Origin of the sequence: Sorangium sp. So ce131 (assembly GCF_051519095.1) — a bacterium.
In the GTDB taxonomy this organism is placed as follows: domain Bacteria; phylum Myxococcota_A; class Polyangia; order Polyangiales; family Polyangiaceae; genus Sorangium.
The window spans coordinates 8,693,292-8,718,972 of the sequence record NZ_CP150455.1 but is presented as its reverse complement, the minus strand read 5'-3'; the positions used below and the strand labels follow the sequence as shown (position 1 = coordinate 8,718,972).

24 protein-coding genes are annotated in these 25,681 nt (G+C 73.1%); 13 read left to right on the top strand and 11 right to left on the bottom strand.

The features are described 5' to 3' along the window. Positions 1–47: 47 nt before the first annotated feature. From WMF43_RS31545 to WMF43_RS31525, 5 genes are all read right to left on the bottom strand, one after another. Complete coding sequence (locus tag WMF43_RS31545; protein WP_437670402.1) at positions 48–1,181, bottom strand: SMP-30/gluconolactonase/LRE family protein; 1,134 nt, start codon at positions 1,179–1,181, stop codon at positions 48–50. Positions 1,182–1,622: 441 nt separating this feature from the next. After that, complete coding sequence (gene sigJ, locus WMF43_RS31540) at positions 1,623–2,606, bottom strand: RNA polymerase sigma factor SigJ (protein ID WP_437670400.1); 984 nt, start codon at positions 2,604–2,606, stop codon at positions 1,623–1,625. Next, positions 2,603–3,925, bottom strand: a complete 1,323-nt coding sequence (locus tag WMF43_RS31535) for an NAD(P)/FAD-dependent oxidoreductase (protein ID WP_437670398.1) — start codon at positions 3,923–3,925, stop codon at positions 2,603–2,605. Before WMF43_RS31535 ends, sigJ begins: the two co-directional genes overlap by 4 nt. A gap of 103 nt (positions 3,926–4,028) precedes the next feature. Then, the gene (locus tag WMF43_RS31530) at positions 4,029–5,603 is read right to left on the bottom strand and encodes a hypothetical protein (protein ID WP_437670397.1); all 1,575 of its coding nucleotides are present in this window, start codon (positions 5,601–5,603) and stop codon (positions 4,029–4,031) included. Positions 5,604–5,722: 119 nt separating this feature from the next. After that, a complete protein-coding gene (locus tag WMF43_RS31525; RefSeq protein ID WP_437670395.1) occupies positions 5,723–6,505 on the bottom strand; it encodes an ABC transporter permease in 783 nt (260 codons plus the stop codon). A 733-nt stretch (positions 6,506–7,238) separates the two neighbouring features. Here WMF43_RS31525 and WMF43_RS31520 point away from each other — a divergent pair. From WMF43_RS31520 to WMF43_RS31505, 4 genes are all read left to right on the top strand, one after another. After that, positions 7,239–8,234, top strand: coding sequence for a hypothetical protein (locus WMF43_RS31520; protein ID WP_437670393.1), 996 nt, complete (start codon positions 7,239–7,241; stop codon positions 8,232–8,234). A 164-nt stretch (positions 8,235–8,398) separates the two neighbouring features. Beyond that, positions 8,399–9,028: an RNA polymerase sigma factor gene (locus WMF43_RS31515; RefSeq protein ID WP_437670391.1), complete on the top strand. Its 630-nt coding sequence runs from the start codon at positions 8,399–8,401 to the stop codon at positions 9,026–9,028. Next, complete coding sequence (locus WMF43_RS31510; RefSeq protein WP_437670390.1) at positions 9,028–9,789, top strand: hypothetical protein; 762 nt, start codon at positions 9,028–9,030, stop codon at positions 9,787–9,789. The genes WMF43_RS31515 and WMF43_RS31510 overlap by 1 nt, the downstream gene beginning before the upstream one ends. Positions 9,790–9,892: 103 nt before the next feature. Continuing rightward, a complete protein-coding gene (locus WMF43_RS31505) occupies positions 9,893–11,062 on the top strand; it encodes a glycosyl hydrolase family 8 (RefSeq protein ID WP_437670388.1) in 1,170 nt (389 codons plus the stop codon). A 58-nt stretch (positions 11,063–11,120) separates the two neighbouring features. Here WMF43_RS31505 and WMF43_RS31500 read toward each other — a convergent pair whose 3' ends face one another. The 3 genes from WMF43_RS31500 to WMF43_RS31490 form a co-directional block, all read right to left on the bottom strand. Then, positions 11,121–11,600, bottom strand: coding sequence for a hypothetical protein (locus WMF43_RS31500; protein WP_437670386.1), 480 nt, complete (start codon positions 11,598–11,600; stop codon positions 11,121–11,123). Between the two features lie 213 nt (positions 11,601–11,813). Beyond that, on the bottom strand, positions 11,814–12,605 hold the full coding sequence (locus WMF43_RS31495; RefSeq protein WP_437670384.1) for a class I SAM-dependent methyltransferase: 792 nt from the start codon (positions 12,603–12,605) through the stop codon (positions 11,814–11,816). A 76-nt stretch (positions 12,606–12,681) separates the two neighbouring features. Beyond that, entirely contained in the window at positions 12,682–13,146 is a 465-nt protein-coding gene (locus WMF43_RS31490) for a hypothetical protein (RefSeq protein WP_437670383.1), read from the bottom strand. Between the two features lie 663 nt (positions 13,147–13,809). On the opposite strand from WMF43_RS31490, the gene WMF43_RS31485 reads away from it, so the two are divergent. After that, positions 13,810–15,054, top strand: coding sequence for a metallophosphoesterase (locus tag WMF43_RS31485; protein WP_437670381.1), 1,245 nt, complete (start codon positions 13,810–13,812; stop codon positions 15,052–15,054). A gap of 37 nt (positions 15,055–15,091) precedes the next feature. Here the strand turns inward: WMF43_RS31485 and plsY are convergent, their stop codons facing one another. Then, positions 15,092–15,748 carry a glycerol-3-phosphate 1-O-acyltransferase PlsY gene (plsY, locus tag WMF43_RS31480; protein WP_437670379.1) on the bottom strand — a complete coding sequence of 219 codons (657 nt, stop codon included), beginning with the start codon at positions 15,746–15,748 and terminating at the stop codon, positions 15,092–15,094. Positions 15,749–15,865: 117 nt separating this feature from the next. Between plsY and WMF43_RS31475 the strand changes: the two genes are divergently transcribed. The 8 genes from WMF43_RS31475 (at position 15,866) to WMF43_RS31440 (ending at position 24,105) form a co-directional block, all read left to right on the top strand. After that, on the top strand, positions 15,866–17,143 hold the full coding sequence (locus tag WMF43_RS31475; RefSeq protein WP_437670377.1) for a patatin-like phospholipase family protein: 1,278 nt from the start codon (positions 15,866–15,868) through the stop codon (positions 17,141–17,143). A 231-nt stretch (positions 17,144–17,374) separates the two neighbouring features. Continuing rightward, a complete protein-coding gene (locus WMF43_RS31470; RefSeq protein WP_437670375.1) occupies positions 17,375–18,055 on the top strand; it encodes an STAS domain-containing protein in 681 nt (226 codons plus the stop codon). Positions 18,056–18,161: 106 nt separating this feature from the next. Beyond that, positions 18,162–19,328 carry an oxygenase MpaB family protein gene (locus WMF43_RS31465; protein WP_437670374.1) on the top strand — a complete coding sequence of 389 codons (1,167 nt, stop codon included), beginning with the start codon at positions 18,162–18,164 and terminating at the stop codon, positions 19,326–19,328. A gap of 197 nt (positions 19,329–19,525) precedes the next feature. Next, positions 19,526–20,428: a hypothetical protein gene (locus WMF43_RS31460; protein ID WP_437670372.1), complete on the top strand. Its 903-nt coding sequence runs from the start codon at positions 19,526–19,528 to the stop codon at positions 20,426–20,428. 230 nt (positions 20,429–20,658) lie between these two features. After that, positions 20,659–21,768, top strand: a complete 1,110-nt coding sequence (locus WMF43_RS31455) for an ABC transporter permease (protein WP_437670370.1) — start codon at positions 20,659–20,661, stop codon at positions 21,766–21,768. Then, positions 21,765–22,502, top strand: a complete 738-nt coding sequence (locus WMF43_RS31450; protein WP_437670368.1) for an ABC transporter ATP-binding protein — start codon at positions 21,765–21,767, stop codon at positions 22,500–22,502. The genes WMF43_RS31455 and WMF43_RS31450 overlap by 4 nt, the downstream gene beginning before the upstream one ends. Beyond that, positions 22,502–23,476: an MlaD family protein gene (locus WMF43_RS31445; RefSeq protein WP_437670366.1), complete on the top strand. Its 975-nt coding sequence runs from the start codon at positions 22,502–22,504 to the stop codon at positions 23,474–23,476. The genes WMF43_RS31450 and WMF43_RS31445 overlap by 1 nt, the downstream gene beginning before the upstream one ends. Further along, entirely contained in the window at positions 23,473–24,105 is a 633-nt protein-coding gene (locus tag WMF43_RS31440) for a PqiC family protein (protein ID WP_437670364.1), read from the top strand. The genes WMF43_RS31445 and WMF43_RS31440 overlap by 4 nt, the downstream gene beginning before the upstream one ends. An 89-nt stretch (positions 24,106–24,194) precedes the next feature. Here the strand turns inward: WMF43_RS31440 and WMF43_RS31435 are convergent, their stop codons facing one another. After that, entirely contained in the window at positions 24,195–24,947 is a 753-nt protein-coding gene (locus WMF43_RS31435) for an alpha/beta fold hydrolase (protein ID WP_437670362.1), read from the bottom strand. A 143-nt stretch (positions 24,948–25,090) separates the two neighbouring features. Beyond that, positions 25,091–25,525 (bottom strand): STAS/SEC14 domain-containing protein, encoded by a 435-nt coding sequence (locus tag WMF43_RS31430; protein WP_437670361.1) that lies wholly within the window; start codon positions 25,523–25,525, stop codon positions 25,091–25,093. Between the last annotated feature and the right edge of the window lie 156 nt (positions 25,526–25,681).

The window sequence follows — 25,681 nt, the reverse complement described above, 5'->3', positions numbered from 1 at the left end:
AGGATCGAGCTGCCCGCGCGGCCCCTCGGCCCGCGGGCCGCCGCGCTTCAAGGGAGCCGCGGCTTCTCCAGCGGATCGGCCGTGTCGCCGATCCAGACCCGGAGCACCCCGAAGTGATCTGGATTCCCGCTGAAGAGCGCGTGGTTCACGATGAGCAGCGTCTTCTCGGCGTCGTTGAAGGCGACGTTGGCGGGCGAGTCGAGGGGGATCTCGTCCCCCGGCGAGCTCTCGATGCGCGCCCGTTCATGCCCGTGCGCGTCGAGCACCGAGATCGCGTTCGCCGCGGCGAGCGTGACATAGAGCTTCCCTGATCGGCCGAACGCGAACCCGTCGGGCGCCTCGCCGGCGGCGTACTCGTGCACGAGCTCCAGGTCGGCCTCCTCGGGCCACTCGACGAGGGGAATCCGGTAGATGTATCCGACGCTCGGATCGGCGGCGGAGAACGTCACCGAGACGTACACATGCTCCCGCCGCGGGTCGAGCCGGATCCCGTTCGCCCCGAACGGGCTCGGCCCGCCTCCGGCGAGCGCGGGGCTCTGGAACCAGATCTCCGGCGCGCCGCCCCCGGGCGAATAGCGGAAGATCGTCGCCTGGAACGAGTCGGTCACGTACGCGTAGCCGTCCTCGTCAAAGGCGATATCGTTCGGGATGGGCGGAAGCTCGATGGGCGCCGGCGCGCACGCCTCTCCCGGCGCGGCCGCCGCGCACGTCGGCAGGTCCGGCAACGGCGCTCCGTAGCTCTCCTGGACGTACCTGTGGCCGACCTTGGTAAAGCGCAGCAGCCCGAGCTGCGTGCTGAGCGCGTAGACCCGGCCGTGGTCGTCGACGGCGACGCAGCTCAGCGCGTGCTCCTGGGCGAGCGCCTCGCCCGCCACCGCGATCGTGCTCGTCAGAACCTTGCTATTCCTGTCGTAAACGAAGATCTTCGACGGGCCGCGGCCCGCCGTGCCGAACGTGGCCGGACCGGACACGTAGACCCGATTGCCATGGACGGCGATGCCCTCGGGGAACCCGGGATCGGCCGGTGTCCTCGCGAACGTCTTGACCTCGCCGTGCCACCACCCGTGCGCCCGGGCCGGACCTGCGATGAACGTCGACACGGCCGAGAGGACCGCCAGGGCGCCGAAGACAAGCAATTTCCCGCTGAAATACGATGAACCCGACAGCTTGTGATGCGACATGGATCCCTCCTGTGCCCGTGGCTCACGGACCGGGGTTTTCTCGAATAGCCGACACGGCCGGGACGAGGCTTGAACCTCCCCGTTTTGTCAGCCCGCAGAGGCTTCCACGATGGGGCCAGTATAAGCCGATCGGCCACTTGTCTGTCGAGTCAAATCCGCTTGGAACTTGAATTGTTGCGCGTGCCGTCGCGGCGCCCCCCGCTGCGGGCATAAACAACCACCTCTTCCTCTCGTTCATGACCAGGTGTCCATGACCAGGTGTTCATGGTCTGTGATTGCGTCCACGCATTCACGTCCACCCCGCTTATGATCGAGCGTTTGTCGCTTTGTCATCGGCTGTTGCCGCCTCGCGCGGCGGCGCGGCGGCGCGGCGGCTCCGCCCCGCGCGCGAAGCTCGCTTTTCCCGGCGGCGATCGCGATCGCGGCGCCCGCCGCTGGCGATCACGCGCGCGCGCTGGGCAATCCGTGGAGCGGGCGCGACGACCCGAGCCTGGACTCGAGCCGCGCCAGCTTGTCGGGATTGCGCACGATCCAGACCGTGTCGATCCCCGCGGGCGAGAGGTCCAGTCCCATGACGGTCGTGAGCCGCGCCCCCTCGTAGATCAGCAGGGCAGGCCCGCCGTTGACCGATCCGATCCGGGCGCTCGCGAGCGCGCCCGCGCGCGCGGCCTTCTGCCAGAGGCCGATGAAGTACCGGGCGATCGGGCCCTTGCCGCGCAGCGTCCGCCGCGCCGAGCTGGCCTTGCCGCCGGAGTCGGGCGTCGCGCTCGCGCCCTCGGCGAGCATCGCGGCGAGGGCGCCCGCGTCGCCGCGCGCCGCCGCCTCGAGGAACGCCCCGAACAGGCGCGTCCGCTCGGCCTCGGTCGCGCGGAAGCGCGGCTGCCGCGCGGCCACGTGCTCGCGGGCCCGGTGCACGAGCTGCCTGCAGGCGGCGGGCGAGCGGCCGAGCGCCGCGGCGACCGCGTCGAACTCCCAGTCGAACACGTCGCGCAGGATCAGCGCCGCGCGCTCGAGCGGCGAGAGGCTCTCGAGCACCACGAGGAACGCCATGGAGATCGACTCGACCCGGTCCATGCGCGCCGCCGGGCTCTCGGCGACGCCGCGCGCGTCGAGGGGCTCCGCGGCGTCGCCGTCGCCGCCAAGCAGCTCGCCGGTCGGCACGGGCTCGGGCAGCCACGGCCCCACGTACGCCTCGCGCCGCGCGCGCGCCGACTTCATCACGTCGAGGCAGAGGCGCGTCACGATCGTGGCGAGGTACGCCCCCGGCGACTCGGGCGCCTCCCGGGCGGCCTGCGCGCGCAGGTACGCCTCCTGGACCACGTCCTCGGCCTCGGCCGCGCTGCCGAGCATGCGGTAGGCGAGGCCGAACAGCGAGCGCCGGTGCGCCGTGAAGCTCGCGGCGCTCACCCCCGCCGCGGCGCTCATGTCGCCGCACCGGACGGGAGCCGCCCGCGATCCGCCGCGCCGCTCACGCCCTGCCGCCGCGGCTCCTTCCCGGGCCAGCCGAAGGTGCCGGCGAGGAGCCGCTCGACGCGGAGCGACGCGACGGTGAAGCGGCAGACGAGCTCCTTCGCCCACGCGCCGAGCCGCCCGGTGAGCACGCGCTCGAGCGGCCTGTCGCGGGGGTCGACCCGCTGGATCAGGCCGCGCCGCCGGCCGAGGCTGATGCACTGGATGAGGAACGCGAAGCGGAACGGCGGCGGCTGCGGGTCGCCTGCGAGCGCCGCGACGATGCCGTCCGCCGCGTACGCCGCCTGCGGCAGCGCCGTGGCGCAGCCCATGCGCAGCGGCGCGCCCTCGGCGTCGAGCGCGGCCGCGGCGTCGCCGACGCCCCAGATCTCCGGGTGCGCGGGCGCGCGCAGCCACCGGTCGACCGCGAGCCGCCCGCCGGCGACGGTGTCGAGCCCGGAGCTCGCGGCGAGCGCCGCCGGCCGGAAGCCCGCGGCGAGGACGACGATGTCCGCGGCGACGCGCTCGGCCGGGCCGTCCGCGGCCGCGCCGTCTCCGCCTCCCTCGCGGGCGACGAGGAGGCCGCCCGCGTCCACCTGGACCGCGCGCACCCCCGTGCGGACCGCGACGCCGAGCTCGCCGAGCGCCCGGGCGAGGTAGGCGCGCCCGCGCTCCGACAGGCCCTCGCCGACGCCCCCGCGCGCCGCGAGCGCGACGCGCAGCGCGGGGAACGCCTCGGCGATCTCCGCCGCGGCCTCGATCGCCGTGAGCCCGCCGCCGACCACGACCACGCGGTCGCCGTCCCGCGCCGCGCGCAGGCGCGCGTGCAGGGCGCGCGAGCTCGCGGCGTCCGCCAGCGCGAAGGCGTGCGCGCGGCCGCCGGGCACGACCTCCGGGTCGGCCGCGCTGCCGGGCGCGTACACGAGCGCGTCGTAGCCGAGCCGCCGCGTCACCCCTGCCGCGGCGGCGTCTCCCCCGTCCGCGAGCTCGACCTCGACGGCCCGCGCCTCCGCGTCGATCCTGCGGACCCGGCCGACCACGAGCTCGACCTGCGCCCCGAGGAGCCGGAAGAGCTCGATCCGGCGCTGCCGCCTGCCGGCCGCGAGCTCGTGCAGCCGGATCCGCTCGACGAAGAGCGGCGACGGGTTCACCAGCGCGACCGCGACGGGCACCCCCCGGCGCGCCGCGTGGCCGACGATCCGCAGCGCCGCCAGCACGCCGGCGTACCCGCCGCCGATCACCACCACCCGGGCGCGCCTGCGGGCGTCCTGCTTGCTTCCTGTCCTCTCGTCCATGGATGCCTCCCGCCCCGCTCTGCAGGGCTCGGCGACAGGACGAGGACGTGATCCCGGTTGTGACATGACCGGACGATCTTCCCGCCGCGCGCGTCAGGGGCCCCTACGGCCGCGCCGGCCAGCGCACCCGCGTCGGCAGGAGCCGCGGGTCGGTGGTCCCGTCGCCGAGCTGGCCGTTCGTGTTGTCGCCCCAGCAGTACATCTCGCCGGCGACGGTGAGCGCGCAGCTGTGGTCGTCGCCGAGGGCCAGGTCCTTGACGTCGGTCAGCGCGATCGGCTGCGGGGTGACCCCGAGATCCTGGGTGCCGTTGCCGAGCTGCCCCTTCGTGTTGTCGCCCCAGAGCAGCACCGCGCCGCCGGCCAGCACCGCGCCGGAGTGCCTCGCGCCGAGCGCCAGCTGGGCCACGTCCATGAGCTCGGGGATCGCCCTCGGCATCGGCTCGGTCATCAGGGTGCCCGTCCCGAGCCGGTAGTGGTCCCCCTTGCCCCAGCAGGACGCCACCCCGGTCCGCGGGGCGGCGCACGTGTGCAGCGAGCCCGCGGCCACCGTCGCCACGTCGGTGAGGCCCATGAGGGGCGTCGGCGTGCTCTGCGCCACGAACGAGCTGATCCCGAGCTGGCCGTTGTCGTTGTTCCCCCAGCAGCTCATCCGGCGCTCGCCCATCTGCTCCCGCAGGGCCGCGCAGGTGTGCGCCACGCCGGCGGTCACCATCTCCACGCCGTCCGCCATCACGAACGGCTCGATCTGATCGTCGTGGTCGCCGTACCCGAGCTGGCCGGAGCCTCCTTCACCCCAGCAGTAGAGGTCGTGCGAGCGCGTCACCGCGCACGTGTGGGCGGCGCCGACGGCGACCCACCGCACGCCCGTGAGGTCCTTGGCGCGCACCGGGGAGAGGGAGCTCACGGCGGTCCCGTCGCCGAGCTGCCCGCTGTTGCCGGCGCCCCAGCACGAAACGCCGCCGTCCGCCATCACCGCGCAGGTGTGCGTGCGCGCCGACGAGAGGCCCGCCGCCACGCGCGCGACCGGGCCGTCGAGGCCGACGACCTGCCGCGGGATCGGGCGATCCTGCTGGAGCGAGCCGTCGCCGAGGTTGCCCCAGGTGTTCCTGCCCCAGCACCAGACCGTCTTGTCCGAGAGCACCGCGCACGTGTAGTCGGCGCCGGCCGAGATCTGCTCGGGCACGACGCACGTTCCCTGGACGCACTGGCCGCTGCACGGCTGACCGCACGCGCCGCAGTGGGCGACGCTCGTCAGGAGGTCCTCCTCGCAGCCGTCCGACGGATCCTGGTCGCAGTCGCCGCGGCGCTCGTCGCACACCGGCGGCTGGCACGCGCCGTCGAGGCAGCTCGGCGTGCCGCCGCTCCGGGAGCAGACGTTGTCGCAGGCGCCGCAGTGCTGCGTGTCCGTGCTCGTATCGACACACGCGCCGCCGCACAACGCGCCGCCGCCCGGGCACCCGCCGCCGTCCCCGCCGTCCCCGCCGTCCCCGCCGCTGCCGCTGCCGCTGCCGCTGCCGCCGCTCGAGCTCGTCGACGGGTCCGGCGGGCGCGCGGTGAACTCCTCGCCGCACGCGCCGAGGGCGACGGCGCTGGCGAGGGCGAGCAGCGCGCTGGAGGCCGCGATGGGCGGCGAGGCGAACGGGAGCCGGCTCTCCCGAGGTCGATGCGTGAAAGCCATGGACTGCGTTTTCCCCTTGCGTTGTGGCGCGCTCGCGCCGCGCGGGCGCGTCGGCTCGGGTCGCATCCTAGACGAGCTCCCGCGCGGAGACGCGGCCGGCCAGCCCGGCGATCGCGCGTTCACCGGCCGCTCTCCGACGGGTGCCAGCGCCGCAGGAGCCGCCGGCCGGCGAGATCGACGGCGCCGAACAGCGCGAGGCCGAGGCCCGATGCGAGCAGCACGGCGGCGAAGAGCAGATCGGTGCGCAGCTGGCGGTAGGCGGAGAGGACCAGGATGCCGAGGCCGGCGGCGCCCTCCGAGAAGCCGGCGACGAACTCCCCCACGATGGCGCCGATGACGGCGAGGCCCGCCGCGATCCGCAGCCCGGTCACGATGTGGGGGAGCGCCGAGGGCAGCTCGAGCTTGCCGAGCGTGGCGAGCCGGCGGGCGCCGTAGAGCCGGAACAGGTCGCGCAGCGCGGGCTCGACGGAGCGCAGGCCGGCGAGGGTGTTCGCGATGACGGGGAAGACCGAGACGATGAACGCCGAGACCGCGACCGCGCGCAGGCCGGGGCCGCACCAGAGCACGAGCAGCGGCGCGATGGCGACGATCGGGACGGTCTGCAGGAAGACGGTGTACGGGTAGAGCGCCCGCTCGAGCGGGCGCGACGAGGCGAGCACGACGGCGGCGAGCACGCCGGTCGCGGCGCTGAGGCAGAACCCGGCGAGCGCGGCCTTCGCGGTGGTGACGGCGCCGGCGAGCAGGGCGGCGGCGTCGCTGACGCCCGCGCGGGCGACCTCGGACGGGGGCGGCAGGAGGTAGGCCGGGACGTCGAGCGCGCGCGCGAGCGCCTCCCAGAGCGCGAGCAGCAGCACGAGCGCGATGAGCGGCGGCGCGACGGCCTGGAGCGGGGTGGGTCGCACGGCTGCGATCCCCTTAGCGCGAGGCCGCCGCGCCAGGAAGGGGGAGCCGCGCGGAGCGCGGGCGAAGGGAAGGCGGGGCAAGGCCGCGGCGCGCCCGCCGCCGAGCGCGCGAGGGCGGCGAGGTGGGATGAAGAGGCCCAGCCGTCGCCGGCGCGGCCCGCGCTCGTCTGCATGGCCGCCAGCGCGTCCGCGTCCGCGTCGCGTCGCGTCGCACAAGCGCGCGTCTCCGCTCCCCCATCGCCCCACCGCGGAGGTGGTCTCGAACCGCAGATTTCTACGCAAAGACGCGGAGACGCAGAGACGCGGAGACACGGAGCCAGGGAGCGCCGAACCGGCGAGCGTGAGATAGCCAGCGTCGTGGAGGACGGGCGAGCGGGGACCATGAAGGCGTCGACGCCAGCACGAGTGAATGCCCACCCGCCTGTCCTCCTTGCGTCTTTGCGGCTCCGCGTCTTCGTCGTGAATCCTCGTCTCTCGCGAGAGCGAAGGTCTCACGCAGGACGGTGAGCGCCCCGACAACCCGCCTCGTGCAGAGCGCGTGTCGCCTGTCAAGCTGGATCCGCACCGCTAGAGTGCTGATGGCGTTCCGTACAGACCCTGGCTCCGCCTGTGTTGCGCCAGCGCTCCTGCCGGAGCGACCTTGCGGTGTCGCGCCAGAATTCCACGGGATCCCGGGGGGATGTGTGCACGAGCGCCTGGCGCTCCGCGAACGGTTCGTGGCACCTTCCGTCCCGTGTCTTCTGGTGGCGGCATTGCTTCCATCGGGCTGGTCGTCCTCGGGGGGGCTTCGGTCGCCGCGGCGCCGGACCCGATCCCCGTGCGTATCGATCTCGACGCGCCGGCGGACTGCGCGACGGCCGACCAGCTCTACGCCGCCATCAGCGCCCGGAATGAGCGCGTGCGGCTGGCGAACGCCGATGAGCCCAGCATGAACGTCCAGGTGCGGCTCACGCGCACCCCACGGAAGGTCCACGGCGAGCTGCGCGTGATCCACGACCGCGGCTCCACCGACACGCGCACCGTCGAGGGCGCCTCGTGCGGCATCGTCCTCCAGGCGCTCTCGCTCACCGCGGCGCTCTCGCTCGACCAGGTCGCCGAGGAGGCCGCCCCCGCGCCCCCGCCCCCGCCCACGACGCCGCCTGCGCCGCCGCCCGTACCCCCACCGCCGCCGCGCGACCAGGCCCCCGCGGCCCCCGCGCCCGAGGCGCCGCCGTTCCGGTTCGAGCTCGGGGCCCAGGCCCTCGTCGCGCAGGTCGTCTCACCCTACGTGAGCCTCGGCGGCGCGGTCGTCGCCCGGATGACACAGCGCTCGAACAGCGCGCTGAGCCCCTCCTTCGGGATCGCGCTGGTCCACGCGCGGAACGACCTGGTGGGCGCGGGCCGCGCTTCCGTTCAGTGGACGGCCGCGGCGCTCACCGGGTGCCCGCTGCGCTGGCACGTCGCCGGGCCGGTCGACGTGCAGCCGTGCGTGTTCGCCGCGGGCGGATGGCTCACCGCCAGCGGGCGAGGGATCACGGACCCGCAGTCCGCCTCGCGGTCGTGGTGGAGCGCCGGCGCCCTCGCGCGCGCCGACTGGGCGCTCGCCACCGACACGTCGCTCGAGCTGGAAGCGGGCGTCAGCGTGCCGCTCGTCCGCCGCCGCTTCATCATCACATCTCCAGAGGAAACCGTCGGCGAGACGCCGACCGTATCGCCGCTCGCCGGCCTCGGGCTCGTCTACCGATTTTAGTTGAACTCCATGATCGCTCCGGGGTGGATCGGGAATTATTGGACCATGCATCGACGCTTCACCCCGCGCCCCGGGCGCGCCGTCAACCCGGCGCCGCGGCGCCTGCTCCGTCCCGCCTTCGGCCGGACGATGTTCGATTGGAGCCATGATTCTCTGGTATTGTCATGCGCCCGCTCGTGGTGAGCGGAGGCGTGGGCCTCGAGATCGTGGCGCCCGCTGCGTTGCCTGACATGGGACTGGTCGACAGCGAGACGCCGGCCGCGAAGGCGAAGCAGCGGGACGCGCGCCTCCGGCGGCTCGTCGACGCGTACCTCGACTTCGTCGGGCGGGTGCTGCGCAACGCGGGGACGCCGGCCGCCGAGATCGACGACGCGGTGCAGCGCACCTTCATCGCCGCCGCGAGGCGGCTCGACGACGTGCGGCCGGGCGCCGAGAAGAGCTTCCTGCTCCAGATCGCGCTCCACGTGGCCGCCCACGCGCGGCGGAGCGCCGCGCGCCGGCGCGAGGTGCCGGCGGCCGAGCCGCCGGAGGTCGTGGACTCGGCGACGCCCGAGCAGCTCACGTCCCAGAAGCGCGCGCGGCAGATGCTTGATCAGGTCCTCGACGAGATGGAGCTCGATCTGCGGACCGTGTTCGTGCTGTACGAGTTCGAAGAGATGAGCATGGTGGAGATAGCCTCTGTGCTCGGGATCCCGCAAGGCACCGTTGCCTCCCGGTTGCGGCGGGCCAGGGCCGACTTTCGCGAGCGTGTGCGCGCGCTGGAGCGCGCGTCGGCGAGCGAGGTGGAGCGATAATGGAACCGCGACGATTGCTTGAAGAGAGCGACAGCGAGTTCGAACGTGCGCTGCTGAACGCGGGCACGTCCTACTCGGCTTCGCCGGAGACGCGCGCCAAGACGCTGGCCGCGCTGGGGCTCGCCGGAGCGGCGTCCATCTCGGCCAGCGCCGCCGCGGCGGGGGCCTCGGCCGTCGCCGCGGCGCCCGCGGCCAGCGCGTCCACGTCGCTCGCGGCGAAGGTCGGCTGGACGAAGCTCCTCGCCGCCCTCTCGGTGGTGGGCGCGGTCGCCGGCGTCCCGGCCGGCTACTACGCCTGGCGCGCGTACACCGCGCCGCCGCCGGCCGCCCTCGACCGGTTCTCCGACGTGCTGGCGGGCCCCGTCGCGCGGGCCTCGCTGCCGCCGCCGCCCGAGGCGCGCGCCGAGGAGCAGCCCGCCGAGGCCGCGGCGCCGGTGGACGACGGCAGCGGGGGCGCGGCGCCGAAGGCGGCCTCGAGGCCGGCCGGATCGGCCGCGGCGCTCAAGGCGGAGCTGGCCGCGCTTGACGCCGCGCGCAAGGCGCTCGCGGGCGGCGACGCCCAGGGGGCGCTGTCTCGCCTGGACGCCTATGCGCGGGCCCACCCGCGCGGCCGGCTGGCGCTGGAGGCCGAGGTCCTGCGGATCGACGCGCTCGCGAGGAGCGGGCGGCTCGACGCAGCCAGGCAGCGCGCTACGACATTCCTACGGCGGCATCCGAACAGTGTGCTTGCCACCCGGGTTCGACGTTATGTAAACGACTAAGCTTCGGTTCATGCATCGCCCCGCCCTCCTCCGCTTGCTCGACGGAGCTCGTCGCACCGGCTGTTTGTGCGTCGCGCTCCTATTGCCTGCGTGCGGAACCACGGTGGATTCCCTGGGCTACGACAGCCCTGGCTACGACGAGCTCCAGCCCATCGCCGGCCCCGAGGAGTACCCCAACGCGCTCCGCGACGTCCTCGGCAAGACCGACGAGGAGATCGCGGCGATGATCGACGCGCGCTTCCAGCAGCTCTTCTACGGCGACCCGAGCAGCGAGGCCATCTACTACGAGCACGGCGAGGACCAGGCGTACATCCTGGATATCTACCACTGGGACGTGCGCAGCGAGGGCATCGGGCTCGGGATGATCATCGCGCTCCAGCTCAACAAGCGCGAGGAGTACGACCGGCTCTGGAGGTACGCCGAGGCCGAGCTCAAGCGCACCTCCGGGCCTGGCGCGGGCTATTTCGAGTCCTCGTGCGACACGCCGGTGGGCCCTCTGCCGTGCTTCGACCCGTTCGGCCAGCAGCAGCTCGCGATGGCGTTGATCTTCGCCCACAACCGCTGGGGGAGCGACTCCGGGGACATCGACTACGAGGCGAACGCCCTCGAGCTGCTCGAGGTGATGCGGTACAAGGAAGCGCAGAACGGGGGCGTGATCGAGGAGGTGACGAACGTCTTCGACGCCGAGACGAAGCTCGTGTTCGACTTCCCGCACACCGCTTCGGCGGGGGTCACCCGGCCGTCGATCGAGATGCCCGCGTACTACGAGCTCTGGGCTCAGGCCACCGGGGACACCTTCTGGTCCGAGGCCGCGGCCAGCGCGCGCGCGCACTGGCAGCGCGCCGCGCACCCGACCACCGGCCTCATGCCGGAGCGCGCCACCTTCGAGGGAGAGCCGGTGTTCGGCTCGCACACGTTCGACTCCGAGGCCTACCGCACGTCGCTGAACATGGCGCTCGATCACATCTGGTTCGGGGTCGATCCGTGGCAGGTGGAGGAGGCCAACCGGCTGCTCTCGTTCTTCTCGGCGAAGGGCATCTACACCTACGGCACGTCGTACCTGCTCGAGGGCGGGACCCTCGACTACGCTCGCGACGGCGCGCTCATCGTCATGAACGGCGTCACCGGCCTCATGGCGACGAACGCGGATCGCGCGGCGTACATCGAGGCTGCCTGGGCGCAGGCGCTGTCGGTCGGCCAGCCTCGTTATTACCCGGGGATCCTCAACCTCCTCTCGCTCCTGGTCCTGAGCGGGCAGTTCCGCGTGTACTGAGCGCTCCGCTCTGCGCGCCTGCGCGGCGCGCCGGTCGGCGGCTCGTGTTGCCGTCCAGTCATCGCCCTGGCTCGCGCGCCCCGCGCCGCGCGCCGGCGGCGCCAGGGTCTCCCGCGGGGGCGCCGCCGGGCTGCTTGCAGAGCCACTCCTTGGCCTTCGACATGTCGTCGAAATAGGCGTTGATCACCTCGACGCTGCGCCCCTCGTACAGCGTGTACCGCGCCAGGATGCTGTGGACCGAGAGCTGCGCCAGGGCGCTCCTCGGCAGGAGCAGGGCCGAGCGACGGAGGCCCGCCTGCGCCGAGCGGGGCATCCAGCTCGACTCGACCCACTCCTGATCCGATTCGGAAATGACCTTCATCCGGCGCCCGTCGCCGAGGAGCCGGCTGGCCCTCTTCAGCGTGACCAGGTCCAGCACCTTGTCCAGCGCGGTCCTGTACTCGTTGCCGTCGGCATAGGCGTCCTTCCACGCGGTGCACACACACCGGAGCTCCTCGTCCCAGTCGATCCGAAGAAAACGCGTCTCCCAATACAGCATGCTCGCTCGCCTGAACGCCGGGGGGGAACTGCCGCCGGTCCAGGATCAGGGCAGCAGAAATGCGGGGAGCAGGCAACCGGAGACGACGCGGAGTTGCACGTGGAGAAAGCCGATCTCGCTGGAGCTGGGAAAAGGTGGATGGGTGAAGGTGGGGTCGCGTGGTGGGGTGCCGTCGCGCGTGCGTGCCAGTCGCGTCTCCGCCGGAACATGGGCTCACTCGAAGCGGAGGTGGAGGACCGACGGCGACTCCGCGCCTCGGGGGAGGCGGGGCTCCCGGCTCACCTCGCGCGGCCTGCGCGGGGGCGCCGCCGCGGCGTCGTCGGCGTCGTCGGCGTCGTCGACGTCGATTGCGCGGAGCCGCGGGTAACGCGCCACCGAGCCGTCCGGGGTGGGGATCTCGAGGCACGCGCGCTGCCCCGGCGGCGTCCGCAGCGGGGGTGACGGCTCGCAATCGACGATGAGCTCCGCGCCTCGCGGCAGGCGCGCGGAGGCCTGCGTGAAGAACGCGTCGACGAGCGCGTGGGGCTGCCGCTCCAGCGCGCCCTCGGCGATGACGAGCATGGGGACGTCGCCCGCGCCGCGGAGGCAATCCATCCAGCCGGTGCAGGCGATGGAGCAGCGCCGCGCGATGGCGTGGCGGTCCGACGCCTGGCTGAGGCGATGCGCGCACTTGAAGTCGGCCACGGGCGGCGGATCGAGGTCGACCCAGCGGAGCGTCCCGTTGTCGACGCGCGAGAAGCGCGTGCAGAGCCCGGCGTTCAGCGCGACGGCGAGGCCGCGCGGGTTCCGCGCGAAGAAACGCCGCACGAGCCGATCGACGGCCATGGTGCGCACGGCCTCGGTCCGGAGCGCGCGCTCGTCGAAGCCCGCCGGGTCGAGGTCGAGCGTGGCCGCCATCGCCTCGGCCCACGGATCCGAGAGCCCGAGCTCCGGGAACCGCGACCGCGCCGCGGCGCGCCCGACCAGCGAGAGCACGACGTCCCCGGGGACGGCCGCGGGCGTCATCGCGCCTCCTCGCGCGCCGGGGCGCGCGCCGGCGCGGCAGGCCGCGCGAGCGCGGGAGCGCCCTCAGGCCGGCGCCTCACGACAGCACCCCGCCGCTGCCCCGGACGACCTCGGTGACGAGCGCGCGCTCCAGGCGGAGCACCGCGGACTTCTCCGGGAGCTCCGCCGCGAACAGGCCGGCGACGAGCGCGGCGAGCTGGTCGTAGTCGGGCGCTTGCGCCTTCCAGTTCGCGATCGGGTAGGCCTCGTAGAGCCCGCGCGTGAGCCGCGAGGGCGTCAGCACGGAGGCGCGCGCCGCCGGGTGCCAGAGCTGCAGGTGCCAGAAGCCGCGCGCGACGAAGTACTCGAACTTGCGCCCGCCGAAGAGGCGCACCTCCCAGCCGGCGACCGAGAGCGCGAGGTCGCGCTCGCGAGGATCGTGCGGCGGCGGCGGCCAGCGCTCTTCCTCGGCGCGCTCGTCGCACGCGAGCCGCGCGCGCTCGCGGCGCTCGAGCTCCGGCCGCAGGGGGTGATCCAGCGAGACAGGGGGGCGCAGGCTCACGGCGTTCCCTCCTGCATGGGCGCGTCGGTCCAGGGCAAAGCGGCGGCCGCGGCGCATCGGGATGGGCGGGGGGCAGGGGACATGGGTCGGCTCTCCTCGGCTTTCTCCGGCGCGAACGAGGCGCCGCTGTTGATATTGAAAGTGATGTTCAATTTCGATATGCGAAGCCGGCGCGCCTGTCAAGCGAGAAGCGACAGAGGTCCCGCCACGGCGAGCCGCCGGGGCGGATCCCGCACCGCGGGGAACCGCGGAGAGGCGAGGCGCGCAGGCTGGCCAGCAGCGCGGAGGGCGTCCGGTGTGCCGCGTCGGGTCGGGGGACAGGGCCCCTGGACGGACGTCGCCTCGACGGGAAGCCTCGGTTGCGTCGCGCGGCGCTCGTGTGGAGAGTGGCAGTGGCCGAGGCGCGCAGAGGTCTACATGATGAGACAGGAAGTTGGTTCAACTGGCCACGTCTTGCGCCGGCTATCCACGTTCATGCCCGGCCGCGCGGCGAGCGCGCGCGGCGCGGAGGCGCTCACGGAGCCGTCGCGCGGCACGTCCGAGCGTCGATGCTCGCGTTCGCTCGGGTGCCGCTCTTCTGATGTGGACGTTCGCTCGGGCACGAGGAGCGGTGAACGACAAGGTGGATGATCAGAGGCGAACCTCCGATAGGATGCGCGCCCGATGAAGCATGCAGAACACCTCCTCTCCCGCGCCCCGAAGTCCTTTGCTGCGCTCCTTCTCCTCGCGGGGGCGCCCGTCGCCTCCTTCCTGGGTTGCGGCGGAGCGGACAGCGCGACGAGCCCCGGCGACGGGCCCCACGCCGGAGCCGGCGGCGGCGTGACCGACGCGAGCAACGCGGGCGGCGGCAGCGGCGTCGCGCCGAGCGGGGCGACGGGCAGCGGGAGCGCCGTGGGCGACGGCGAGGGGGGCGCAGCGCTGGCGGAGGTCGCCGGCAGCGCCGGGTCAGGGGCGGCGGGCGCGGGGGTGGGCGGCGCTTGGATGGGGAGCGCCGGCGCGGGCGCGCTCGGCGTCCCCGGTGCGGGCGGCATCGCCGGCGCGGATCTCCGCGTGGTCAGGATCATCGCCGTGGGCGACACCGGCGAGGGCAACCTCGCGCAGAACCAGGTCGCCGATCGGATGAGCGAGAAGTGCCTCGAGGTCGGGGGCTGTCACGCCGTGATGATGAACGGCGACAACTTCTACGACCACGGCGTGGACGGCACCACCGACGCGCAGTGGGGTCCGAAGTTCGAGCAGCCGTACGACAGGGCGGGCCTGAACGGCCTGCCGTTCTATGCCGTGCTCGGCAACCACGACCACGGGCCCACCAGCAGCGGCGTGCGGCAGGCGCAGATCGACTACTCGCGGCTGCCCGTGGGCGACCGGCCGGGCATGCGGGCGAGCGATAAATGGCACATGCCCGCTTCGTATTACGACGTGCGCATCGGCGACGTCCACCTCTTCGGGATCGACACCGTCGACTTCACGTCCGACGACCAGGAGGACGACATGAGCGCGCGCGTCGCCGCCTCGAACGCCACGTGGAAGATCGTCTTCGGCCATCACCCCCGCTTCACGTCGGGAGATCACTTCTTCGACAACCAGCTGCTCGGGATGGCCGGGATGTTCGAGATGCAGCGGGAGATCTACTGCGGGGCCGACATGTACATGGCCGGCCACGACCACAACCTCGAGCTCATCGACAGGGGGCGCGACGAGCGCTGCCCCCGCACCTATTTCGCGATCAGCGGCGCCGGATCGAAGACGCGCGCGTCGTCCGCCCTGGTCCCGAACGACCCGCGGCAGCTCTTCTTCAACGACGACACCGAGGGCTTCGCCTACCTGCAGTTCGAGCGCAGGACGCTGCTCTTCGAGTTCATCGACAAGCGCGGCGTCGTGCTTTACACGAAGACGCTCACCAAGTGAGCGCTGCGCCCGAGGCGGCCGAGGTGGGCCGAGGGCGTCAGCGCCGCTCGCCGGTGTCCTCCTCTCGCCCGGCGGCGCCCGCGGCCTCGTCGGGGCGCCTTCCGAACGAGATCTTGCCCTCGGTCCCCGCGAGTATCCGCCGGATGTTCGGGATGTGCTTCAGCCAGACGAACGCGGCGAGCAGGAGCGCGAGGCAGAGGACCGGCGCCTGCCGCTCGCCGAGCAGCCAGAGGAAGAGCGGCAAGCCGAGCGCGCCGGCGAGCGAGCCCGCGGAGACCATGCGCGTCGCCCGCACGACGACCGCGAAGAGGGCCAGCGTGGCCAGCGTCGACCGCGGCGCCAGGACCAGCAGCACACCCGCGGACGTCGCGACGCCCTTGCCGCCCCGCATCGCCAGGAACACCGTGTAGTCGTGGCCCAGCACGGCGGCGAGGCCGCCCGCCGCCGCGAGCCACCCGCCCGGCGCGACGCCGAGCCACGCCGCGAGCGGCCCGGCCACGAGCGCGCCCTTCGCCATGTCCACCGCCATCACCGCGAGGCCCGGCCTCCAGCCGAAGGCGCGCAGGACGTTCGTCGCGCCGATGTTCCCGGAGCCGATCGTGCGAATATCGACCCCCCTGACGAACCGCGCAAAGAGGTAGCCTGTCGGGATCGCTCCGAGGAGGTAGGCGAGGACCAGGTAGATTGCCGTCATCGGGCGCCTCCGCGCCTGCGCACGGCGGATGTAGCACGAGGCCCGCGCGCAGGCGCGGAGGCCCGGACCGAGCGCTTCACCCCGCTGTGACCACGCGGACCATGGTACTTTGCAACCATGGCCAACCCTTCGCCCGCTTCGGCCCGGAACGGACGCGCCCCCAAGATCGCGCTGGTGCTCGCCGGCGGCGCGGCGCGCGGCGCCTACGAGGTCGGCGTCGTGCAGCACATCCTCGAGGAGGTCTCCCGCGACCTCGGCCGCGACGTCCCGTTCGACATCCTGTGCGGCACCTCGGTCGGGGCCATCAACGTCTGCGGGCTCGCCGCGTTCGCGGACGAGTCGCGGATCCGCGCCCGCCGGCTCGCCGCGGTGTGGACGCGCCTGCGCATCGACGACCTCGTGCGGCTCGACGTGCGCGGCGTGCTCGCGGTCGGGCAGGACCTCTTGCGCGGCGCCTCGAGCCAGCCGTCGAGCGGCCGGCACACCGCGCTGCTCGACACGGCGGGCCTCGAGCGGCAGATCGCGGACGCCGTGCCGTTCGACCGCATCGACGGCCACCTCGCCCGCGGGCTCCTCTCGGCGGTGACGGTGTCGACCACCCTCGTGAAGAGCGGCCGCACCGTCGTCTTCGTCCACCGCGGCGAGCCCGGCCTGCCGCCCTGGAGCCACGACCCGACGATCACCCCGCGCGCCACCGCGCTGCGCGCCCAGCACGCGCTCGCGTCGTCCGCCGTGCCGATCCTGTTCCGCCCGGTGAACATCGACGGCGAGCTCTACTGCGACGGCGGGCTGCGCCAGAACGTCCCGCTGTCCCCGGCGCGGCGCCTCGGGGCCGACGGCGTGATCGTCGTCAACCCGCGGTACATCGAGCCCGCCTCGGCCGCGGCCGAGCGGGAGGCGCCGGGCTTCCCGGGGCCGCTCTTCCTGCTCGGGAAGACGCTGAACGCGCTGATGCTCGACCGGATCGACAACGACCTCGCGCGCCTCGAGAGCATCAACGGCATCCTCGAGGCGGGGACGCGCCGCTACGGCGAGGGCTTCATCACCGAGCTGAACGACGCGCTGGGGCTGCCGCCCGGGCGCGCGCTCCGGCCGCTCCGATCGCTGCTCATCCGCGCTTCCAAGGACATCGGCGGGCTGGCGGCGGAGTTCGTGCGGTCCCCGGCGTTCCGCGCGCGGACGTCGAGCGTGCTCGGCCGGGTGATGCGGCGCCTCGCCGAGGGGGACGAGCAGCGCGAGGCCGATTTCCTCTCGTACCTGCTGTTCGACGGGGAGTTCGCGGGGCGGCTCATCGAGATCGGCCGCGCCGACGCGCGCGCGCGGCACGACGAGCTGTGCGCGTTCTTCGACAGGGCGTCGAAGGAGTGCGCCATGATGGAAGAGCGCCCGCGCTGAGCGGCGCTGCCGAGCGGGCGCGACGTCGGTTGCCACGAGCTCAGCAGTCGACCCGGAGGCACGGCAGGCCGGCTTACACCTTGCCGGCAGCCGGACCGGTTTCCTTCCAGCCGGGCTGAGAAATGGGTTATTGATCGATCCGACGCGACGGCAGGTGTGCATCTCGCCAGCCCGCAGCGCGAAAACCGGGGGAATCGCGGCGCACACGCGCCGCTCCGCGCACAGGACTCCATGCACACACCCGAGGACATGGTCTCTGTCGACGAGCTCCGGATGCAGCGCGTGATCAGCGCCGTCGCGCTCGCGTCCACGGGAGACATCGATCTCGCCCTGCGGCAGCTCGAGACCGCCGAACAGGACGCCTTTGGCAAGCTCGAGGTGGCGCTGCGCGTGTTCCTCTCCCAGCTGTCCGCGACCTTGCACCAGAACGCGCGGGCGCTCGACGCGCTCGCCGCCTCCAAGGGGGAGCTCGAGGGCCAGCTCCGGACGATCCAGCGCCAGGAGCTCGCGATCCGGGAGCTCTCGGTGCCGATCATCGACATCTGGCAAGGCATCCTCACGCTCCCGCTCGTCGGCCTGCTCGACTCGATGCGGGCCGTCGAGGTGACCGAGCGGCTCCTCGCGCGCGTGGCGGAGGACAGCGACGTCGCGTGGGTGATCCTCGACCTCACCGGCGTGCGGGTCGTCGACACGATGACCGCCCAGCACCTCGTCAAGCTGGGCCAGGCGGTGCGGCTGCTCGGCGCGCGCTGCATCATCACGGGGCTGGGCGGCCACGTCGCGGAGACGCTCGTCGCGCTGGGCATCTCGTTCGAGGAGCTGACCCCGATGCGCAGCCTCCGCGAGGGGCTCAAGGTCTGCCTCGCGCGGTGCGCCGCCACGCACGGCGGCCCCGCCGGTAAGCTCCCTTAACGCCTCGGGCGCCCGCGGCTGGGTCTGCCGGCCACGAACGAGCGGCCCGGCTTTGCGGAATGGCGGCGCTGTGCCAAGCCAAGCCGACCACCGCATGAAGAACGCGATGACCCCGTCTCGCTTCCAGGATGGCCCGGGAGCCCGCCGTCGCTTCGGCGACCAGCTCGATCGCCTCGCGCCCTTCCTCCTCCGCGTCGATCCGCTCGCCGACGCCGTCGTCGCGTCGTTCGCGACCATGCCCTCGGGCCAGGGCTTTCGCCTGCTCGAGGCCGCGCTCGCCCGCGGGATCGAGGCCGTGCCCGACGCGCTGCCCGAGCTGCGCGCGCTCTTCGCGGCGGTCGATCACGTGCCCGTCTGGGTGGACTGGGAGGCGGTGAACCGCGGCGGGACGACGTTCCTCCGCACGGGCGTGATCGGCGGGATGCTCCTCGCCATGCAGTCGCTCATCCTCGGGTACGCCTCGCCCGCCGGGAACAAGCCGCTCGCCCTCTCGGGGCGGCTCCGCGAGCAGGCCGGGCGCCGCCTCGCCGAGACGGGGCGGTTCGTCCACGCGGTCAGCCAGGCGGGCGGCATGCGCCGCTCCGGCGAGGGCTTCGCGATCACCGTGAAGGTGCGCGTCATGCACGCCCAGGTGCGGCGCCTGGCCCACGCGAGCGGCCGCTGGCAGACGGCCCTCTGGGGCGAGCCGGTCAACCAGCACGACATGATCGCGACCGCGCTGCTCTTCTCGGTCGCGCTGCTCGACGGCCTGGACAAGCTCGGGTACCACGTCTCGCCGGAGCAACGCGAGGATCTGATCCATCTCTGGCGTTACGTCGCCCATGTCATCGGCGTCGAGGGGGAGCTCATCCCCGGGTCCTACGCCGAGGCGAGGCGCCTCGCCGAGATGATCTTCGCCACCCAGGGCGCGCCCGACGCGGACTCGCGCGCGCTCGTGGACGCGCTCTTGACCCACGCGGCCAGGAGCGCCCCCAATGCGCGCGAGCGCCGGCGCGCCGAGCAGCGCGCGGCGCTGTTCGCGGGCGTCGCCCGCACCGTGCTGGGCGAAGAGCTCGCCGAGCAGCTCGGCCTGCCGCGGACCAGCGCGCGCCTCGCCGTCCCGCTGGTCCGCGCGCTCGCCGCCGCATCGAGCCGCGCGCACGTGCTGCCGTCGCTGCAGGACTTCGCGCTCGATCTCGGCGACCGCTACTGGCAACGCGCCGTCGCGTTCGGGCTCGGCGGCCTCCCGGCCGACTTCGCCCCTCCGGAGCGCTTCGCCGGCAGCCGGCCGTGAGCGCGCGGCGCGGCCACGGCGCGCGTGGTCGCGGCGCGAGGCGCGCAGGCGGGCAGTCCGTGCAGAGCGGAGCGGAGCAGATGCACTCGAGGCCGGCGCTCGACGGCGAGTAGGCCCAGACCCGATTGTCAGGGGACCCTGGGGGCCCGGCGGTCGGGGTTGAACCCCGCGCCGGTTCTGGGTACGAGGCGTTCCTCATGGAGATCATCCCCTACGGTGGTTGGAAGCGCGCCGCGCGCCTCGTCTGCGGCGAGACGGAGCTCGTCGTCACGCTCGATATCGGCCCGCGGATCATCCGGTACGGCGTCATCGGTGGGCCGAACGAGCTCTCCGAGATCTCCGAAGACCTGGGCGCGACCGGCGGGACCAAGTACCGGTTCTATGGCGGCCACCGGCTCTGGATCGGCCCGGAGGACGAGAAGAGGACCTTGCAGCCCGACAACGACCCGGTGGAGCACCGGGAGGAGAACGGCGCGCACGTGTTCCGGTCCGCGCCGGACAAGTACGGGATGCAGAAGGAGGTCCGCGTCACGCCGGACGCGGCGGCGGGCAGGTTCGTCCTCGATCATGCGATCGAGAACCACGGCGCCTATGCGGTCGAGTTCGCGCCCTGGGCGCTCACGGTGATGGCGGGCGGCGGGGAGTGCCTGTTCCCGCAAGCGCCGTTCTTCCCGCACCCGGAGCGCGTGCTCCCCGCGCGGCCGCTCGTGCTCTGGCCCTACAGCGACATGAGCGATCCGCGGTGGACCTGGGGCAAGCGCGTCATCCGCCTGCGGCAGGTCGCCGGGAAGGGCCCGCAGAAGGTGGGCACGCTCGTGAGCCAGGGGTACGCCGCGTACGCGAACCACGGGAACGTGTTCCTGAAGCGGTTCCCGTTCGTCGAGGGCGCCAGTTACCCGGACATGGGGAGCAACTTCGAGACCTTCACGAACGAGCACATGCTCGAGGTGGAGTCGCTCGGGCCGCTGCAGCGCGTCGAGCCCGGGGGCCGCGCGTCGCACCGCGAGGCGTGGTATCTGTTGAAGGGCGAGCAGCCGCCCGCCGACGACGCCGCGTGCGCGGCGTGGCTCGAGGCGGCGGCGAAGTCGCGGCCGCTCTGAGCCCGAGCCTGAGCCGCCGAACCTGAGCCGGCAACGCGCCGGGAGCGTGCCCGAGGCCCCAGCGGCCCTGCACACGCCCCGTGTCCAAACGCCACAGCTGCGTCAGAACGTCTCGCGCCGGCGCCGGCCAGGAGGGCTTCTCCCCTCGATCGAGCTCGGCACGGCGGCTGCTGAGTTGGCCGCCGTGAGCTCCTATGGCGTCCGCTGAGCTTGTTGCGTCCCGAGTCGCCTTGATCCCTGGCCAGGGCTCGTCGGCGCGGCGGCTGATCCCGCTCCGCGGCGAGCTGCGCATGCGGGACGCCGACGCGCTGTGGCGCGAGCTGTCCGCGGCGGTCGCCGACATCCACGATGGCGCCGTGACGTTCGACCTCACGCACGTCAGCGTCATGGACGGCGGCGTCCTGTCGATGCTGCTGCACCTCCGCGCCGTGCTCGCGGAGCGGGGCGCGCGCCTCGAGCTCACCGGGGCGAACGAGCGCCTCGCGGCCCTCATCGAGCTGTACGGCGGGAACGAGCGGGTCGCGCGGAGGGCGCGGAGGAAGGCGGAAGGGCTCGTCACCCAGGTGGGGCGGGCGACCGTCGCGGTGCTCGACGAGGCCAGGCTCGTCGTCGAGTTCCTCGGGCAGATGGTCGCCGCCACGGTCAACGTCGCGCGCCGGCCGAGTACGGCGAACTGGCGCGACACGCTCCCGTTCGTCGAGAAGACCGGCGTCGACGCGCTGCCGATCGCCCTGCTCATCAACTCCCTCGTCGGCTTCGTCATGGCGTTCCAGGCCGCGAAGCAGCTCGCGGCGTACGGCGCCAACATCTATGTCGCCGACCTGGTCGGCATCTCGGTCACGCGCGAGCTCGCGCCGCTCATGACCGCGATCATCGTCTGCGGCCGCTCCGGCGCCGCCATCGCCGCGGAGCTCGGCACGATGAAGGTCTCCGAGGAGATCGACGCGCTGCGGACCATGGGCCTCGGCCCGGTCAGCTACCTCGTCCTGCCGCGCGCGCTGGCGCTCTTGCTCGTCGTCCCGGTGCTGACCCTGCTCGCGGACATCGTGGGCATCGCGGGCGGGACGCTCGTGGCGTCGACCTCGCTCGGCGTCAGCCCGCAGGCCTACCTCAACGAGACCCTGATCGCCGTCAAGCCGCTCGACGTCGGGACCGGCCTCATCAAGAGCGCGGCGTTCGCGATGACCATCGCGCTCATCGCCTGCCAGCAAGGGTTCGCGACCTCGGGCGGCGCCGAGGGCGTCGGGCGCCGCGCCACGTCGACCGTCGTCTCCTCGCTCTTCTGCATCGTCCTCATCGACACCTTCTTCACCGTCGTCTTCAGGACGTTCAACGTATGAGCACCCCCATGATCGATGTCGTCGACCTCACCGTCGGCTGGGGCGACAGGCGGCTCCTGGAGAACGCGTCCTTCCGCGTCGAGCGCGGCGACGTGTTCGCGATCCTCGGCGGGAGCGGGTGCGGCAAGTCGACGCTGCTGCGCTTCCTCACCGGGCTGGAGCGGCCGCTCGCGGGGAGCATCCACATCGACGGGATCGGGGCGCCGAGCCTCGGCGAGGGCCGCCCGCCGTTCGGCGTCATGTTCCAGCACGGCGCGCTGTTCGGCTCGATGACGGTGGTGGAGAACGTGGCGCTGCCCCTGCGCGAGTGGACCAGGCTGCCGCCGGACGTGGTGCACGCCATGGCGCGCGCCAAGCTGCGCCTCGTCGGCCTGGAGGGCGCGGCCGACAAGCTCCCTTCGGAGCTCTCCGGCGGCATGAAGAAGCGCGCCGCCATCGCGCGCGCGATGGCGCTCGAGCCCGAGCTGCTCTTCCTCGACGAGCCGTCCGCCGGGCTCGATCCGGTGATGTCCGCCGGGCTCGATGAGCTCATCCTCACGCTGAAGCGCGTCGTCGGCCTCACCGTGGTCGTGGTGACCCACGAGCTAGAGAGCATCTTCGCGATCGTCGATCAGTGCATCATGCTCGACAAGGAGACGAGGAGCATCATCGCGCGCGGCCGCCCCTCCGAGCTGCGGAACAGCGATGATCCGCGCATCCATCACTTCTTCAATCGCACCGCCGAGGCCGCCTGATGTTCTCCTCCACGAACTACTTCAAGATCGGTCTCTTCGTCCTCCTCGGGCTCGCCGCCGCCTTCGCCACCGCGGTCGCCTTCGGGGCCAACCAGGTGGAGCGGCGGACGCTCGCCTATTACACGTACTTCAACGAGTCCGTTCAGGGGCTGGATCCCGGCTCCCCGGTGAAGTACCGCGGCGTGACCATCGGGACCGTCGCCACGATTGAAATCGCCCCTGATCGGCGGCACGTGCAGGTCGCCGCGGAGCTCGACTTCGAGAGCATCCGGCGGCTCGGGCTCACGGAGGCGCCGTCCGGCGAGGCGGGGCCCATCCGGTTCTCGGTGCCGCCCGAGCTCCGGACGCAGCTCCAGTCCCAGGGCATCACCGGCCTGAAGTTCCTCGCGCTCGACCTCTTCGATCCCGAGACGACCCCGCTGCCCGAGCTGCCTTTCCCGCCGCCGTCGAACTACATCCCTGCCGCGCCGTCGCTCATGAAGAGCCTCGAGGACAGCCTCATGCGGGCCGCGGACAGCCTCCCCATCATGGCGGCGCGGATCGCGTCGGCCCTGGATCGCGTCGACTCGATGCTCCAGCACCTGCAAGAGGAGAACGTGACCGAGAAGGCGGTCGTCACGCTGGAGGGCGTGAACGGCGTGGTGGCAGAGCTCAGCAGCAGCTTGAAGCGGATGAATCAGGCGCAGCTCCCCGAGAAGGCGGCGGGCACCCTCGTCAAGATGGATGCCGCGGTGTCGCGGCTCGACGCGGTGCTCCGGCGCTTCGACGGGGACAGCGGGCTCGTCGCGAGCGCGACGCGGGCGACGGACGCGTTCGGCGAGGTCGGTCGCAGCGCCCACGGCACGACGCGCGAGCTCGACGAGACGCTGCGCGACTTCCGCGAGGCGATCGGCGCCGTGCGCGATCTGCTCGAGTCGCTGGACAGGGAGCCCGACATGCTGCTCAAGGGCCGTACCGTGAAGGAGGCACCGTGAACCCCGTCAAGACGTTACCGCTCGCGCTGCTCTTCTTGTTCCCGGGCTGCGCGCTCACCTCCAAGGCCGATCCGATGCCGATCCGCTACTTCGCCCCGAAATGGGAGCAGGCGGCAGGCGCGGCGGAGCGCGGGAGCACGGACGGGCCGCGCCTCCGGCTCGGCCGCATCTCGTCGAGCTCCCACCTGCGCAATCGCATCGTGTACCGCTCCTCCGACGTCGAGGTCGCGATGTACGAGGATCGACGGTGGACCGAGGAGCCGGAGGAGTACGTCCGCCGGGCGCTCGCGCAGGCGCTCTTCGAGGAGCGGCCGCTCGTGCAGGCCGTGTCCGGCGCCGGACCGTCGCTCGACGTCGAGCTCCTCGCCTTCGACGAGGTGCACCGGAAGGACGGCCGCGCGGCGCGGATCACGCTGCACTACGCCGTGCAGGACGACCGCTCCGTGCTGGACGCCCGGAGCATGACGGTGGACGTCGAGGTCCGAGGGGACCCGGCGGATCCCGAGAACATGGCCGCGGCGATGGGCGCGGCGCTGCGCGACATCGCCGAGCGGCTCGCGTCGCGCGTGGCGTCGCGGCTCACCGCCGCCGGGGCGGGGGAGGCGCAGGCGAGCGCCGCCGCCCCCTGACGCCGCGGGCCAGGAAACCGCCAGGATACAATACTGACATCATCACGAAATATGCGTGATCCCGCGCGGCCTGCGTGAACAGACGCCGGTCAGGCGCCGTCCGCCGCGTCCGCGGCGCGTGTCGGTTGCGCGGCCACGCGCCTCAGGAAGACCTCGATCGCCTGCGCCGACGCCTCCGGCGCGAGCTGAAGCACGAGGTGCGGGGCGTCCACCGTGGCGCACTCGAGGTCGGGCCGCAGGCGGCAGATCTCGCGGAGCACGCGCGGGGGCACCAGCGCGTCGCCCGCGGCGCCGAGGTAGAGCAGGGGCACGGCGCAGCGCTGGAGCAGCGCGCGCGCGTCCACGGAGAGCACCTCGCGCACGCGCGCGGCCATCACGGCCGGGTCGACGGTCTCCACGTTGGCGGCGACCCGCTCGATCCACGCCGCGGAGGCGCCCGCGCCGACGAGGTAGTGGCGCGAGACGAACTCCGGGGCGCGCCGGCGGAAGAGCCACGGCCCGACGAGGTGCCGCGCGAGCGAGGGGACGAGCCACACCGGGTTCGTGACGAAGGTGGCGACCAGGACGACGCCGACGAGCCCGCCGGGGCGGCGGCACGCGAGGCGCAGCGCGAGCGGGCCCGAGAACGACTCGCCGAGCAGCACGTACGGCCCGCGCGCGGGGAGGCGCTCCGCGACGAGCGCCTCGAGCGCGTCGTAGTCGAGCGCCCTGTCCGCGGGGTAACGGACGACCTCCGGCGCGATGTCGGCGGAGAGCGCGGAGAGCGCGGAGACGAACGGCTCGAAGAGCGCGCCGGTGCCGTCGAGGCCCGGGAGGAGCAGCAGTCGGAGCGGCGGGGTCACGGGCGCCACGTTCGCAGCGCGCTGGCCGCGCGGCAACCCTGCGCGCCGCCGCGCGACCGCGGTCGGGCGCGCGCCGGCGTCGAGCGTGTGACTCCTACTCTTCCGTGGAACAGATCAGGAGCGACGGGCGGCGGGGCGTGCCGTCACGCGACCGGCCCGCGCTTGGCCCGGAGCGCCTCGCGCTGCGTGAGCAGCCACGCGCGCCCTTCCGCTTCCGTGGCGAGGAACTTCACCGGGTACAGCTGTCCCGACAGGAGCTCGATGCTCTTCGCGGTGAGCGTCGCGACGACGCGCATGGCGAAGCTCGCTCCGACGACCGCGACGCCGACGAGGCGCACGCTGCGCATCTCGTCCGCCAGCACCTTGCGCACTGCGGGTGGGAGGGCGCCCGCGCGACGCGCGTCGCAGAGCAAAAGCACCTCGCGGCCGCTCTCCACCACGTGCAGACACGCGGCGGCCAGCGCGTGCGCCATGTCTTCCGAGAGGTCGCCGTCGAGCACCGTGCACAGCAATCCATCGGGGTCTTCGCGGAGCTCGAAGCTCGCGCCGTCGGGGCCGAGGACCTTCATGCCGAGCATGGTAGCCCCTCTGCGCGATGGAGTGGCGAGGCGTGTTGACGCTCAGGATGGCTGCTGCTCGACTGCGCCCGGCTGTCTACAGGCCATCGCGGGGGTGAGCGGCGCCAGTCACGCCGTGGATGGCGCCCCGTCCCGCGGCCGAGGCCGCCCGCCGTC

Excerpts from the sequence above, each read along its gene's own strand:
- WMF43_RS31510 (WP_437670390.1), top strand. The coding sequence starts at position 9,028 with ATGGAACCGCGACGATTGCTTGAAGAGAGCGACAGCGAGTTCGAACGT.
- WMF43_RS31460 (WP_437670372.1), top strand. The coding sequence starts at position 19,526 with ATGGAGATCATCCCCTACGGTGGTTGGAAGCGCGCCGCGCGCCTCGTC.
- WMF43_RS31485 (WP_437670381.1), top strand. The coding sequence starts at position 13,810 with ATGAAGCATGCAGAACACCTCCTCTCCCGCGCCCCGAAGTCCTTTGCT.
- WMF43_RS31450 (WP_437670368.1), top strand. The coding sequence starts at position 21,765 with ATGAGCACCCCCATGATCGATGTCGTCGACCTCACCGTCGGCTGGGGC.
- WMF43_RS31500 (WP_437670386.1), bottom strand. The coding sequence starts at position 11,600 with ATGCTGTATTGGGAGACGCGTTTTCTTCGGATCGACTGGGACGAGGAG.
- WMF43_RS31545 (WP_437670402.1), bottom strand. The coding sequence starts at position 1,181 with ATGTCGCATCACAAGCTGTCGGGTTCATCGTATTTCAGCGGGAAATTG.
- sigJ (WP_437670400.1), bottom strand. The coding sequence starts at position 2,606 with ATGAGCGCCGCGGCGGGGGTGAGCGCCGCGAGCTTCACGGCGCACCGG.
- WMF43_RS31495 (WP_437670384.1), bottom strand. The coding sequence starts at position 12,605 with ATGACGCCCGCGGCCGTCCCCGGGGACGTCGTGCTCTCGCTGGTCGGG.
- plsY (WP_437670379.1), bottom strand. The coding sequence starts at position 15,748 with ATGACGGCAATCTACCTGGTCCTCGCCTACCTCCTCGGAGCGATCCCG.
- WMF43_RS31475 (WP_437670377.1), top strand. The coding sequence starts at position 15,866 with ATGGCCAACCCTTCGCCCGCTTCGGCCCGGAACGGACGCGCCCCCAAG.
- WMF43_RS31465 (WP_437670374.1), top strand. The coding sequence starts at position 18,162 with ATGACCCCGTCTCGCTTCCAGGATGGCCCGGGAGCCCGCCGTCGCTTC.
- WMF43_RS31470 (WP_437670375.1), top strand. The coding sequence starts at position 17,375 with ATGCACACACCCGAGGACATGGTCTCTGTCGACGAGCTCCGGATGCAG.
- WMF43_RS31535 (WP_437670398.1), bottom strand. The coding sequence starts at position 3,925 with ATGGACGAGAGGACAGGAAGCAAGCAGGACGCCCGCAGGCGCGCCCGG.
- WMF43_RS31515 (WP_437670391.1), top strand. The coding sequence starts at position 8,399 with ATGCGCCCGCTCGTGGTGAGCGGAGGCGTGGGCCTCGAGATCGTGGCG.
- WMF43_RS31430 (WP_437670361.1), bottom strand. The coding sequence starts at position 25,525 with ATGCTCGGCATGAAGGTCCTCGGCCCCGACGGCGCGAGCTTCGAGCTC.
- WMF43_RS31530 (WP_437670397.1), bottom strand. The coding sequence starts at position 5,603 with ATGGCTTTCACGCATCGACCTCGGGAGAGCCGGCTCCCGTTCGCCTCG.
- WMF43_RS31445 (WP_437670366.1), top strand. The coding sequence starts at position 22,502 with ATGTTCTCCTCCACGAACTACTTCAAGATCGGTCTCTTCGTCCTCCTC.